This window comes from Achromobacter veterisilvae, from assembly GCF_037619525.1.
GTDB classification, from domain to species: Bacteria; Pseudomonadota; Gammaproteobacteria; order Burkholderiales; family Burkholderiaceae_B; genus Achromobacter; species Achromobacter veterisilvae.
On sequence record NZ_CP148753.1, the window covers coordinates 6,142,455 to 6,154,351 of the forward strand.

General features: G+C 70.6%; 13 protein-coding genes. 6 read left to right on the top strand and 7 right to left on the bottom strand.

Annotated features, from left to right (window positions below; genetic code table 11):
* The 5 genes from urtE to WHX56_RS28625 all read left to right on the top strand — a co-directional run bounded on the left by urtE (position 1) and on the right by WHX56_RS28625 (position 4,029).
* Complete coding sequence (gene urtE / locus WHX56_RS28605) at positions 1-699, top strand: urea ABC transporter ATP-binding subunit UrtE (RefSeq protein ID WP_129247073.1); 699 nt, start codon at positions 1-3, stop codon at positions 697-699.
* Positions 700-736: 37 nt separating this feature from the next.
* Positions 737-1,144: a DUF2946 family protein gene (locus tag WHX56_RS28610; protein ID WP_338879633.1), complete on the top strand. Its 408-nt coding sequence runs from the start codon at positions 737-739 to the stop codon at positions 1,142-1,144.
* Positions 1,145-1,302: 158 nt separating this feature from the next.
* Positions 1,303-2,838: a PepSY domain-containing protein gene (locus tag WHX56_RS28615; RefSeq protein WP_287752144.1), complete on the top strand. Its 1,536-nt coding sequence runs from the start codon at positions 1,303-1,305 to the stop codon at positions 2,836-2,838.
* 65 nt (positions 2,839-2,903) lie between these two features.
* Entirely contained in the window at positions 2,904-3,332 is a 429-nt protein-coding gene (arsC, locus tag WHX56_RS28620; protein ID WP_287752145.1) for an arsenate reductase (glutaredoxin), read from the top strand.
* A gap of 91 nt (positions 3,333-3,423) precedes the next feature.
* Positions 3,424-4,029, top strand: a complete 606-nt coding sequence (locus WHX56_RS28625) for a phosphatase PAP2 family protein (protein WP_338879634.1) — start codon at positions 3,424-3,426, stop codon at positions 4,027-4,029.
* 33 nt (positions 4,030-4,062) lie between these two features.
* Here the strand turns inward: WHX56_RS28625 and WHX56_RS28630 are convergent, their stop codons facing one another.
* From WHX56_RS28630 to ogt, 3 genes are all read right to left on the bottom strand, one after another.
* Positions 4,063-5,043, bottom strand: a complete 981-nt coding sequence (locus tag WHX56_RS28630; protein WP_287752666.1) for a Bug family tripartite tricarboxylate transporter substrate binding protein — start codon at positions 5,041-5,043, stop codon at positions 4,063-4,065.
* Between the two features lie 92 nt (positions 5,044-5,135).
* Positions 5,136-6,221, bottom strand: coding sequence for a tartrate dehydrogenase (locus tag WHX56_RS28635; RefSeq protein ID WP_338879635.1), 1,086 nt, complete (start codon positions 6,219-6,221; stop codon positions 5,136-5,138).
* 84 nt (positions 6,222-6,305) lie between these two features.
* Positions 6,306-6,854 (bottom strand): methylated-DNA--[protein]-cysteine S-methyltransferase, encoded by a 549-nt coding sequence (ogt, locus tag WHX56_RS28640; protein WP_338879636.1) that lies wholly within the window; start codon positions 6,852-6,854, stop codon positions 6,306-6,308.
* A gap of 142 nt (positions 6,855-6,996) precedes the next feature.
* Here ogt and WHX56_RS28645 point away from each other — a divergent pair, with 142 nt between their 5' ends.
* Positions 6,997-8,442, top strand: a complete 1,446-nt coding sequence (locus WHX56_RS28645) for an AlkA N-terminal domain-containing protein (protein WP_338879637.1) — start codon at positions 6,997-6,999, stop codon at positions 8,440-8,442.
* Positions 8,443-8,455: 13 nt separating this feature from the next.
* Here WHX56_RS28645 and WHX56_RS28650 read toward each other — a convergent pair whose 3' ends face one another.
* From WHX56_RS28650 to WHX56_RS28665, 4 genes are all read right to left on the bottom strand, one after another.
* A complete protein-coding gene (locus WHX56_RS28650) occupies positions 8,456-9,361 on the bottom strand; it encodes a LysR family transcriptional regulator (protein ID WP_129245671.1) in 906 nt (301 codons plus the stop codon).
* Positions 9,362-9,565: 204 nt separating this feature from the next.
* Entirely contained in the window at positions 9,566-10,048 is a 483-nt protein-coding gene (locus tag WHX56_RS28655; protein WP_042794875.1) for a YajQ family cyclic di-GMP-binding protein, read from the bottom strand.
* A gap of 69 nt (positions 10,049-10,117) precedes the next feature.
* Positions 10,118-10,906 (bottom strand): heme ABC transporter ATP-binding protein, encoded by a 789-nt coding sequence (locus tag WHX56_RS28660; RefSeq protein WP_338879638.1) that lies wholly within the window; start codon positions 10,904-10,906, stop codon positions 10,118-10,120.
* On the bottom strand, positions 10,903-11,877 hold the full coding sequence (locus tag WHX56_RS28665) for a FecCD family ABC transporter permease (protein ID WP_244235170.1): 975 nt from the start codon (positions 11,875-11,877) through the stop codon (positions 10,903-10,905). Before WHX56_RS28665 ends, WHX56_RS28660 begins: the two co-directional genes overlap by 4 nt.
* Positions 11,878-11,897 lie beyond the last annotated feature (20 nt).

Genomic DNA, 11,897 nt, shown 5'->3' on the forward strand with positions numbered 1-11,897 from the left:
ATGCTGGAAGTGAACGCGATCGACCAATACTACGGCGGCAGCCATACCCTGCGCGGCGTATCGCTGTCGCTGCGCCAGGGCGAATGCCTGGCGCTGCTGGGCCGCAACGGCGTGGGCAAGACCACGCTGCTCAAGTGCCTGATGGGCGTGCTGCCGGTGGCGCGCGGCCGCGTAGCCTTCGACGGCGAGGACATCACGCGGCTGGCGCCGCACCAGCGCGCCGCCCGCGGCATGGCCTACGTGCCGCAGGGCCGCGACATCTTCGCCCGCCTGACGGTGGAAGAGAACATCCTGATGGGCATGGCCTCCAAGCCCGCGGCCCGCGCGCGCCGCATCAAGGCGGAGGTCTTCGAACTATTCCCCGTGCTTGCGGACATGCTGCCGCGCCGCGGCGGCGACCTGTCCGGCGGGCAGCAGCAGCAATTGGCGATCGCCCGCGCGCTGGTGGCCGAACCGCGGCTCATCATCCTGGACGAACCCACCGAAGGCATCCAGCCGTCCATCATCAAGGACATCGCCCGCGTCATCCACATGCTGCGGCAGCGCGGCGACATCGCCATCCTGCTGTGCGAGCAATACTTCGACTTCGCCCGCGAACTCGCGGACCAGTTCGTGGTGCTGTCGCGGGGCGAGGTGGCGGCCAGCGGCGGCCGCGCGGAGATCGACGGGGAAGACGTGCGCCGGCACCTGTCGGTATAGGGGTCCCGGCGGGCCTGCTCCGATATAATCGGCAGCCATGCGCACCGCCTCGTTCCTGACCCGCCCGGCCCTCTGGCTCGCGTTCGCCGCGATCCTGTGGGCGTCGCTCGCGCCCTCGCTGGCGCACGCGCTGGGCATGGGCCAGCAAGACCGGGCCGGCCAGCGCATCAGCGTCGAGTATTGCGCCGCGGACGGCGCATCGTCGGTGCCGCTGGACCTGAGCGGCGACGACCGCGGCGCGGACCATGGCGGCGCGCACGGCGACGGCCAGCACTGCCCGTTCTGTCGCAACCCGCAGGCCGACGCCGCCATCCTGCCCGCGCCCGTCCCGGTGCTGCCGGCCCCGGCGGCCCGCGCCGTCGGCTATCCGCCGCTGTTTTTCCTGGCGGCGCATCCCCTTCATGCCTGGAGCGCGGCGCAGCCGCGCGCACCGCCGGCGGCCTGAGCCGGCGCGGCCCGCGGCCTGACGGCCGCCCGCCGCTGCCCCGCTGCGTCCCGATCGCCAGGCGGTTCCGCGCCTGGCGCGATCCGACAGCCTGTCGCGCCCCCGGCTCCGCGCCGGACGAACCGGGGCGCGCATGCCGGTCCGCCACCGAGATTTCCATGAGCGCCATCTTTTCCCGATCCTCCCCGCGGCGGCCCGCCGGCCCGCCGCTGTCCGCCCGGGCCAAGCGCTGGCTCTACCTTACGCACCGATGGGCGGGCATCGTGCTGTGCCTGTTCTTCGCCATGTGGTTCCTGTCCGGCATGGTGATGATGTACGTGGGCTACCCCAAGCTTGCGCAGCAGGAACGGCTGGCCCACCTGGCGCCGCTGGACGCCGCCCTTTCCGTGACGCCGGCCCAGGCCCTGGCGGCCGCGGGCGCCGGCGATGCCCCCGGCCTGAGCCTGGCCGCCGCGCGCGGCGGCGCGCCCGTCTACGTGGTTCCCGGCGGCAGGCGCGAGGCCCCCAAGGTGGTGGACGCCGCCACCGGCGCCCTCCTGCCCCGGGCCGATGCCGAGGTGGCGCGGGCGACGGCCGCGGCCTGGTTCGGCGGCCGGTACGCGGCGCATTACGGCGGCACGGTGGACGAGGACGTCTACACGCACTCCCGCGCGCTGGACGCGGACCGCCCGCTGCATCGGGTGGACATGGAAGACCCCGAGCGCACGCGCCTGTACATTTCGTCCGCGACCGGCATGGTGGTGCTGGACGCCACGCGCGCCGAACGCCTGTGGAACTATGCCGGCGCCTGGATCCACTGGCTGTATCCGCTGCGCGGCAGCGCGCTGGACCCCTGGTGGCACGACATCGTGGTCTGGCTGTCGGTGGCCGGCGTGCTGGTCGCGCTGACGGGCACGGTCGTCGGCGTGCTGCGCTGGCGATTTTCGCGGCCGTACGCCAGCGGCAGCCGCTCGCCCTACCGCGAATCCATGATGCGCTGGCATCACCTCAGCGGCCTGCTGTTCGCCGCCATCACCATCACCTGGATTTTCAGCGGGCTGATGTCGATGAATCCGTGGAAGCTCTTCACCGGCGACGCGGCGCCGCTCGCCCTGGCCGCGTACGCCGGCGAACCCGAGGCCGGGCGGCCGCTGGCCTCGCCCGGCGCGCTGATCGCGGCCCTGCCCGCCCCGCCCCGCGAACTCGTCTGGACCCGCGTCGACGGCCGCGACCTGGCGCTGGCGCGCAGCGGGCCGGGCGCGCCGCAAGTGCTGTCCGCCCGCGGCGCGGCACCCTATGCCTTCGACACAACGGCGCTGCGCGCCGCGGCCGCCCGGCTGCTGCCCGGCGCGCCGCTGCGCGGCATCGAAGTGCTGGACGCCCATGACTTCTACTACTACGCGCGCGATGCGCATGCGATGCTGGGCCATATCGAAAAGCCGCTGCCGGCCTGGCGGCTGGTCTTCGGCGATCCGCAAGCCACCTGGGTCTACCTGGATCCGCGCACGGGCCAGGTGCTGGGGCGGCAGGACCGCGGCGCCCGCGCCAGCCGCTGGCTGTTCGCGTTCATGCACAGTTGGGACTGGAACGGCCTGCTGGACCGCCGCCCGCTCTGGGACGCCGTGCTGATCTTCCTGAGTCTGGGCGGCGCGGCGCTCAGCCTGACCGGCGTCGTCGTCGGCTGGCGGCGCCTGGGGAAAAAGCTGCGCGCCTGAAGCGCGGGCGCGGATGCACTATGCTCATTGCCTCGCATGACGATTCACCGGAAAGAGGAGCCCCCATGTCCGACGTAACCATCTATCACAACCCCAAGTGCGGCACCTCCCGCAATACCCTGGCCATGATCCGCAACGCAGGCATCGAGCCCGCCGTCGTGCTGTACCTGGAAACGCCGCCGTCGCGCGCGACGCTGAAGGCGCTGTTCAAGCAGGCCGGCATCGGCGTGCGCGACGCCTTGCGCGAAAAAGGGACGCCCTACCAGGAACTGGGCCTGGACGACACGTCCCTCTCGGACGAAGCGCTGCTGGACGCCATCGAACAGCACCCCATCCTGTTGAACCGCCCCTTCGTCTCGACGCCGCTGGGCGCCCGCCTGTGCCGCCCGTCGGAACTGGTGCTGGACATCCTGCCGGCCCCGCAGCAGGGCGCCTTCTCCAAGGAAGACGGCGAGGCCGTGATCGACGCGCAGGGCAAACGCATCCAGAAGTAAAACCACGGGATTCGGCGCATTTTGTAAGCGGACTGACGGGAAACCTCATTACCATCGCGGCTATTGGATTGTTACGCCGCGATGACTTGTCATGAATTTCCTGGAAAGCCTGAACCAGTCCCTTTTCCTTCTGCTCAACGCCGACCCCGCCACGCCGGTATGGCGGATCCACGCCGCCATGCTGGCGGCCAACAAGCTGATCCTGCTGGTGCCGGGCGCGCTGGCCGCCGCCTGGCTGTGGGGCGGCGAAGCCCAGCGCAACCTGGCGCTGAAGGCGCTGGCCAGCATCGCGCTGGGGCTGTTCGCCAGCTATCTGTGCGGCGCGCTGTGGCCGCATCCCCGCCCCTTCGCCATCGGGCTAGGGCATGCCTTCTTCGCGCACGCGGCGACCTCGTCTTTCCCCAGCAACCACACCATCATCATCGCCACGCTGGCCTGCACGCTGATCTTCGACCGGCGCTGGGCCGGCCTGGGCTGGGCCGCGCTGGCGCTGGCGGCGCTGGTGGGCGCATCGCGCGTCTACCTTGGCGTGCACTTCCCGCTGGACATCCTGGGCGGATTGGCGCTGGCGCCGCTGGCCGCGGGCGCCGCCGTGCCGGTATGGAACCGCGCGGGCGCGCCGCTGACCGCGGCCGCCCAGGGCCTGTACCGCAAGGTGCTGGCCCTGCCCATCGCGCGCGGCTGGATCCGAGCGTAGGGCATCCGAGCGTAGGGCTTCCGCGCGCAGTCCTCAGTTGATGGCGACCTTGGCTTCCTTGACCAGCTTGGCGTAGTTCTCGGTGTCCGCGCCGATGCGGGCCTTCATTTCGGCCGGGCTGTCGCCGATGGGCACCGCGCCGATCTCCGCCATCCGGCGCGAGAAATCCGGCGAACGGATGATCTTCACCATCTCCGCGTTCAACCGCTCGACCACGTCCGCGGGCGCGGCGGCCGGCGCCAGCACGCCGAACCACGTGCCCATGTCGAACGGCTTCAGGCCCGCCTCTTCCATCGTGGGCACGTCGGGCAGCGCCGCCGAGCGCTTGTTCGTGGTCACGGCCAGCGCGCGCAGCTTGCCGCTCTGGATGTGCGCAAGCACCGGCGTGACCGTATCGAACGACATGTCGATCTGGCCGCCCAGCAGGTCGGTGGTCAGCGGCCCGCTGCCCTTGTAGGGCACGTGCAGCAATTTCACCTGGCCTTCCTTTTCGAACTGCGCCCCGATCAGGTGCTGGCCGGTGCCCATGCCGTTCGATCCGTAGGTCAGCTTGCCCGGCGCGGCCCGCGCCATGGTCAGCAGGCCCTGCACGTTCTTGGCGTCCAGCTTGGGATTGACCACCAGCACGTTGGGCACCAGGGCGACGGTCGTGACCGGCGCGAAGTCTTTCTGGAAGTCGTAGTGCAGGCTCTTGTAGACGCTGGTGGCGATCGTATGGTGCACCGCCCCCATCAGCAGCGTATAGCCGTCGGGCGCCGCCTTGGCCACGTAGTCCGCGCCCAGCGTGGAACCCGCTCCGGGCTTGTTCTCCACCACCACCGGCTGGCCCAGGCTCTTGGCCAGTTCCTGCCCCAGCGCGCGGGCCAGCACATCCGTGGTTCCGCCCGCCGGAAACGGCACGATCAGGCTGATCGGCCGGGCGGGATAGGACTGCGCCGACGCCCCGCCCGCGAAGGACAGGCCCAACAGGCAGGCGAACGCCAAGGCGCGCGCGGTAACGGCTTTCTGATGCATGGTTGTCTCCTGGCTACGAATAGGGATTTCGCTTCTTCTTTTTGCCGCAAGGCGGCGCGGGCGGGGCTCTGCGTCCCCGTCCCGCCTTGCCGCTAGGCGGCCCGGGCCGGCGCCAACTCGGCCAGCTTCGCGCAGACCGCCTCCGTGACCTGCTCGGTGGTCGCGCTGCCGCCGAGGTCGCCGGTGTGCAGCGAGGGATCGGCGGTGACGCTTTCTATCGCCTGCATGAGCCGGGCGGCGGCCTGCGTTTCGCCCAGGTGCTCCAGCAGCATGACCACCGACCAGAAGGTGCCCACCGGATTCGCCAGCCCCTTGCCCATGATGTCGAAAGCGGAACCGTGGATAGGTTCGAACATGGACGGGTAGCGGCGCTCGGGATCGATGTTGCCGGTGGGCGCGATGCCCAGGCTGCCGGCCAGCGCCGCGGCCAGGTCGCTGAGAATGTCGGCATGCAGGTTGGTGGCGACGATGGTGTCCAGCGAGGCCGGGCGGTTCACCATGCGCGCTGTGGCGGCGTCGACCAGTTCCTTGTCCCAGGCCACGTCGGGGAATTCGCGGCTGACCTGCAGCGCGATCTCGTCCCACATCACCATGGCGTGGCGCTGGGCGTTGGACTTCGTGATCACCGTCAGCAGCTTGCGAGGACGCGATTGCGCCAATTTGAACGCGAAGCGCAGGATGCGCTCGACGCCGGCGCGGGTCATGATGGACACGTCCGTCGCGGCTTCGATGGGGTGGCCCTGGTGCACCCGGCCGCCCACGCCCGAGTACTCGCCTTCGGAGTTCTCGCGCACGATGACCCAGTTGAGCTGCTCCGGCGTGCAGCGCTTGAGCGGCGCGTCGATGCCGGGCAGGATGCGCGTGGGGCGCACGTTGGCGTACTGGTCGAAGCCCTGGCAGATCTTCAGCCTCAGGCCCCACAGGGTGACGTGGTCGGCGATGTGCGGGTCGCCGGCGGAGCCGAACAGGATCGCGTCCTTGTCGCGCAGGGCGTCCAGCCCGTCGGCGGGCATCATCGCGCCGTGCTTGCGGTAGTAGTCGCCGCCCCAGTCGAAATCCTGGAACTCGAACCGCAGGCCGCCTTGCCGGGCCAGTTCCTGCATGATCCGGCGCCCGGCCGGAATCACTTCCTTGCCGATGCCGTCGCCGGGGATGGTTGCGATGCGATAGGTCTTCATGTGCGGGCGGTTCCTTGCCGATGAGTCTTGCAGGCACTGTACCGACCGCCGGCGCGCGGGACGGCGCCGAAACTCAAAACATCTTTAACCTGGAGTTGAAGGTCGGGCCGGGCGCGCGCAATGGCGGGCTTCGTGTTCCAGCAGCCAGCGCTTGCGGTGCAGCCCGCCGCCGTAGCCCGTCAGGGACGCGTTGGCGCCGATCACCCGGTGGCATGGAATCACGATGCCCACCGGGTTGGCGCCGTTGGCCAGGCCCACCGCGCGCACCGCGGTCGGCCGTTCAATGCGGTGGGCCAGCGCCCCATAGCTGACCGTCTGCCCGCCCGCGATGCCGCGCAGCGCCTGCCAGACCTGGCGCTGGAACACCGTGCCTCCGAACGCCACCGGAAAGCCGTCGATGGCGGCAAGCTCGCCGTCGAAGTAGGCCTCCAGCGCGCGGCGCGCCCGCGAGGGCTGGCCGGCGCCATCCAGCCGCACGGCGTCCGTGCCGTACTGGCGGCGCAGCAAGGTATGCATGCGCGTTTCGTGGTCTTCCCAATCGACCGCGCGCAGCCGCTGCTGCTCGTCGGTCAGCACGAGCATCTGGCCCAGCGGCGTGGCGACGCGTTCCAGGGCGAAGGTTAGGGCCGGCATGATGCGTCTCCTGATGAGTCCGATGGCGTCATTATGGAACCGCCGCGGCGATCGGACTGGCGGTTTCCGGACATGAGTGACAAACACAACCCTGTCCGAAAACCGCTAGATCATGGTCCGGCGGCGGCGGTAGTATCGGCGCATGGACCTGAACCACGACGCCTGCTACAGCGCGATCCAAGTGCGCGACGCCCGCTACGACGGCCGCTTCTTCACCGCCGTCAAGACCACGGGCATCTATTGCCGCCCGGTCTGCCCGGCGCGCACGCCGCTCTCGAAGAACGTCACGTTCTATGCGACCGCGGCGGCGGCGCAGGAGGCGGGCTACCACCCCTGCCTGCGCTGCCGGCCCGAGACGGCGCCCGAGCTGGGGCCGGGGCACGAACTGCCCGACAGCGTGTCGCGGGCGCTGCAATTGATCGAGCTGGGCGCGCTGGACGAGGAAGGCATGGACGCGCTGGCCCGGCGCCTGGGCGTGGGCGAACGCCAGCTTCGGCGCCAGTTCCGCCAGCACCTGGGCGCCTCGCCCGTGGCCGTCGCCCAGACGCGGCGCGTGCTGCTGGCCAAACAGCTAATCCACGAAACCCGCCTGCCGATGGCCGAGGTCGCCTTCGCGTCGGGCTTCGGCAGCATCCGCCGCTTCAACGAGATATTCCATCGCCTGTTCGGGCGGGCGCCGGGCGAACTCCGCCGCTCCGAAAAGCCCGAAGTCCCGGCCGGCCGCGAAGGCGAGATCGAACTGCTGCTGCGCTATCGGCCGCCCTACGACTGGGAGGCCATGCTGGGCTTCCTGCGCCTGCGCGCCATTCCCGGCGTCGAGCGGGTCACGGACGACGCCTACGCGCGCACCCTCTGCCTCGATGGGCACCAGGGCACGGTGACGCTGCGGCCCGGCCCGGGCAATGCGCTGCGGGCCGTCGTGCGCTTCCCCAGGCTGCAGGCGCTGCCCGCCATCATCGCCCGCCTGCGCCGCGTCTTCGACCTGGCCAGCGATCCCGTCGCCATCGCCGCGCAGTTCTCGCGGGACCCGGTCATGACGGCGCTGATCCAGGCCCGTCCCGGGCTGCGCGTGCCCGGCGCCTGGGACGGATCCGAGCTGTCCATGCGCGCCGTGCTGGGCCAGCAGATCACGGTCGCCGCGGCCGTCCGCCTGGCCGGCAGGCTGGTCGCCGCGCATGGCGAGCCGATGGCCCGGCCCGACGGGGAACTGACCCACGTGTTCCCCCGGCCCGAGGCGGTCGCGGCCGCCGAGCTGGCGTCCCTGGGCATGCCCCGCAGCCGCGCGGCGACGCTGTCCGCCGTGGCCGCCGCGGCGGTGGCGGACAGGCACTTGTTCGACGCCGGCAACGGGCTGGCGGAATCCGTCCAGCGCCTGCGCGCCATCCGCGGCGTGGGGGAATGGACGGCGCAGTACATCGCGCTGCGCCAACTGCGCGAACCCGACGCCTTCCCGTCCGCCGACATCGGCCTGATCCGCGCGCTGGAACGCCTGGAATCGCGCGCCTACACGCCCGCGCAGTTGCTGGCCCGGGCCGAGGCCTGGCGCCCGTGGCGCGCCTACGCGGCGCAGCACCTGTGGACGGCTTGAGCCGGGCGGCGGCTCACCACTGGCTGTCTTCGCCCTTCTGGAAGTACGCCACCAGGAAGTCCACGAACACCCGCACCTTCGTGGACAGGTGGTGCCTTTCGGGGAACACGGCGTAGATGTCGGCCTGCGGCAAGGCGTAGTCTTCCAGCACACGCACCAGCCGGCCGCTGCGCAGGTAACGGGCCAGGTCCCATTCGGCGCGCTGCAGGATGCCCAGGCCCGCCAGGCCCCAGGTCAGCGTGACTTCGCCGTCGTTGCTGCTCAGGCCGCCGCGCACCTTCACGGTTTCGCTGCGGCGACCCTTGGTGAAGCGCCACAGTCCGTAGGCGGCCTCGTTCTGGCGCAGCACAATGCACTGGTGGCGCGCCAGGTCGTGCGGCGTGGCCGGCACGCCGTGGATCTTGAGATAGCCGGGCGATGCGCAGACCAGGCGGCGGTTGGGCGCGATCCTGCGGGCGATGAGGCGCGTGTCGGGCAGGTCGCCGAAACGCACCGCCACGTCGAAGGCGTCCTGCACGAAGTCCGCCGGACTGTCGGTCAACTGCAATTGCAGCGACACCTCGGGATATTTCCGCGCGAATTCCGCGATCGCGGGCGCGATGTAGCTGCGGCCGAAGCCCAGCGGCGCGTTGACCTTCAAGAGGCCGCGCGGACTGGCCTGGCGGCTGGCGATCAATTCATCCAGGTCTTCGATTTCGCCCAGGATGCGCCGGGCGTTTTCCAGATAGACCTCGCCTTCGGCCGTCAGGCTCAGGCGCCGCGTGCTGCGGTTGACCAGCCGCACGCCCAGCCGCGCCTCGATCTGGGCCAGCCGCTTGCTGACGGCGGCGGGCGTGACGCCCAGTTCCCGCGCCGCCGCGGACATGCCGCCGGCGCGCGCCAGTTCGACGATAAGCTGGAGTTCAGAAGAATGCGCCATGGGCCGTTTCGAAGAAGCCTTGTCGGGGGAAGGTGTCTGACACTCGTTCCAGGTGTCAGACACCCATACGAAATGGCCTTCGCGGTGCCAGGGCGCCGCATGGGTGTCTGACACCCGGCGAGCGCAGCGACGGTCTCACGGGCATCTCGTACGGGTGTCAGACACCTGAACCTATAAGGGTGTCAGACACCTGAGCCATAGACATCAATCGCGAAAGTTCTCGAACTGCAAGGGCAGGTCGACGTCGGTCTTTTTCAGCAGCGCGATGGCGGTTTGCAGGTCGTCGCGCTTCTTGCCGCTGATGCGCAGCTTGTCGCCGTTGATCTGCGATTCCACTTTGAGCTTGGCGTTCTTGATGGCGGCGATGAGCTTCTTGGCCACGGGCTGCTCGATGCCCTGCTTGATGGTGATCTTCTGGCGCGCGCCGCCCAGGTTCTCGAGCGGATCGGCGACGTCCAGGCAGCGCACGTCGATGCCGCGCGCCGAAAGGCGTCCGCGCAGGATGTCCAGCATCTGCTTGAGCTGGAACGCGCTGGAGGCGACCTGGGTCACGACGAAGCCTTCCAGTTCGAATTTGGCATCGCTGCCCTTGAAATCGAAGCGGGTGGCGAGTTCGCGATTGGCCTGGTCGACGGCGTTGGAGAGTTCGTGTTTGTCGACTTCGGAGACGACGTCAAAAGTAGGCATGACACGGGGTCCTGTGCAATGGTGGGTGAAGAATGCGTTCCCGCCATTTTACCGGCGCCGCGCCCCGCGTCACCCCATGACCACCAGCAGGCGCCCCGCCTGCAGCGGATGCGCGATGACCTGCGCGTGGATTCCATAGGCCAGGTACAGGTTGCCCGGCGTCAGCACCTCGGCGGGCGTGCCCGCGGCGATGGCGCGGCCCGCGCATAGCAGCAGCAGGCGGTCGCACCAGCGCGCGGCCAGGTTCATATCGTGCAGGATCACCAGTACGCCGGTATCTCCCGCGTGCGCCAGGTCCGCCGCCACCCGCAGCAGGTCGCCCTGGTGCTTGGGGTCCAGGCTGGCGGTGGGCTCGTCCAGCAGCAGGTAGCGGGGCTCGCCCTGGACGCGCGCCGCGTTGCACTGCACCAGCACGCGGGCGAACTGCACCCGCTGCTGCTCGCCGCCCGACAGCTCGGGATAGCGCCGGGCGTGCAAATGCGCCACGTCGGCCCACCCCAGCGCCCGGTCCACCAGGGCGTCCACGCCGGCCGGGGACAGTTCCGGAAACGGATAAGCGCCCATCGCCACCACTTCGCGCACGTCCAGGTCGAAGCTCAGCCCGGGCTTCTGCGGCAGCACGGCGCGCTGGCGGGCCTGCTGCCGGTGCGGCAGCCGCGCCAGGTCGGCGCCGCCCAGCCGCACGCGGCCGGCGTCGGGCGCCAGTTCGGACGACAGCGCGGCCAGCAGCGTGGATTTGCCCGCGCCGTTGGCGCCCAGCAGGCCCACGACCTCGCCGGGCCGCAGCGCCAGCGACACCTGGTCCAGGATGCGGTTGCCGCCGCGCGCCAATGTCAGGTTCTCGGCCGCCAGCATCATCCGTGCCTCCGGCCGCGCGCCAGCAGCCACAGGAAGAACGGCCCGCCCACCAGGCTGGTGACCAGCCCGATCGGCAGTTCGGCCGGAACCACCGCGACGCGCGACAGCCAGTCGGCCAGCGCCAGGGCGAGCGCGCCGCCCAGCACGCAGGCGGGCAGCAGCCAGCGGTGGTTGGCGCCCAGCGTCATGCGCACCAGATGCGGCACCACCAGGCCCACGAACGCGATGCCGCCCGTGGCCGCCACCAGCGGGCCGACGATGAGGGCGCAGGCCAGGACCAGCCGGGCCCGCACGCGCTTGAGCGCGTAGCCCAGGTGCTGGGCCTCGCGCTCGCCCAGCAGCAGGGCGTTCATGACGCGCCACTGGCTCATGAGCCACAGCGACACCAGCAGCACCCATGGGCCCAGGAACGCCAGCAGCTTCCAGTTCGCACCCGCCAGGCTGCCCATGCTCCAGAAGGTCAGGTCGCGCAGTTGCGCGTCGTTGGCGACGAACGTGAACAGGCCGATCACGGCCCCGGCCACCGCGTTGATCGCGATGCCGGCCAGCAGCAGCCCCGCCACGCCGGGCACCCGGCGGCCCAGGGCGTAGGCACAGAAGGTGGCGAGCAGGCTGCCCGCGAAGGCCGAGGGCGCCAGGATCCAGAATCCGCCCGAGGTCAGGACGATGGCCCCGACCGCCCCCAGCGCGCCGCCGGCCGAAATGCCGATCAGACCGGGTTCCGCCAGGGGGTTGCGGAACAGCGCCTGCATGGAGGCGCCGGAAATGGCCAGCGCCGCGCCGGCGACCAGCGCGAACAGCACCCGCGGCAGGCGGATGTCGATCAGCACGTTGCGCCACAGTTCGCTGCCGGGCGCGGGGTCGCCCCACAGCAGGGACGGCAGTTCGCGCAGCGGGATCCGGACCGCGCCGCTGCTGCTGGCGGCCAGCGCCACCGCGACGACGGCCACGGCCAGCAGCAGCAGGGCCAGCGGCGGCCTGGCGCGCCCGG

What these genes read in the sequence shown, in the direction of transcription:
- WHX56_RS28645 (WP_338879637.1), top strand. Translation starts at nt 6,997, where the DNA reads ATGGACCTGAACCACGACGCCTGCTACAGCGCGATCCAAGTGCGCGAC.
- WHX56_RS28660 (WP_338879638.1), bottom strand. Translation starts at nt 10,906, where the DNA reads ATGATGCTGGCGGCCGAGAACCTGACATTGGCGCGCGGCGGCAACCGC.
- WHX56_RS28635 (WP_338879635.1), bottom strand. Translation starts at nt 6,221, where the DNA reads ATGAAGACCTATCGCATCGCAACCATCCCCGGCGACGGCATCGGCAAG.
- urtE (WP_129247073.1), top strand. Translation starts at nt 1, where the DNA reads ATGCTGGAAGTGAACGCGATCGACCAATACTACGGCGGCAGCCATACC.
- WHX56_RS28655 (WP_042794875.1), bottom strand. Translation starts at nt 10,048, where the DNA reads ATGCCTACTTTTGACGTCGTCTCCGAAGTCGACAAACACGAACTCTCC.
- WHX56_RS28630 (WP_287752666.1), bottom strand. Translation starts at nt 5,043, where the DNA reads ATGCATCAGAAAGCCGTTACCGCGCGCGCCTTGGCGTTCGCCTGCCTG.
- arsC (WP_287752145.1), top strand. Translation starts at nt 2,904, where the DNA reads ATGTCCGACGTAACCATCTATCACAACCCCAAGTGCGGCACCTCCCGC.
- ogt (WP_338879636.1), bottom strand. Translation starts at nt 6,854, where the DNA reads ATGCCGGCCCTAACCTTCGCCCTGGAACGCGTCGCCACGCCGCTGGGC.
- WHX56_RS28625 (WP_338879634.1), top strand. Translation starts at nt 3,424, where the DNA reads ATGAATTTCCTGGAAAGCCTGAACCAGTCCCTTTTCCTTCTGCTCAAC.
- WHX56_RS28610 (WP_338879633.1), top strand. Translation starts at nt 737, where the DNA reads ATGCGCACCGCCTCGTTCCTGACCCGCCCGGCCCTCTGGCTCGCGTTC.
- WHX56_RS28650 (WP_129245671.1), bottom strand. Translation starts at nt 9,361, where the DNA reads ATGGCGCATTCTTCTGAACTCCAGCTTATCGTCGAACTGGCGCGCGCC.
- WHX56_RS28615 (WP_287752144.1), top strand. Translation starts at nt 1,303, where the DNA reads ATGAGCGCCATCTTTTCCCGATCCTCCCCGCGGCGGCCCGCCGGCCCG.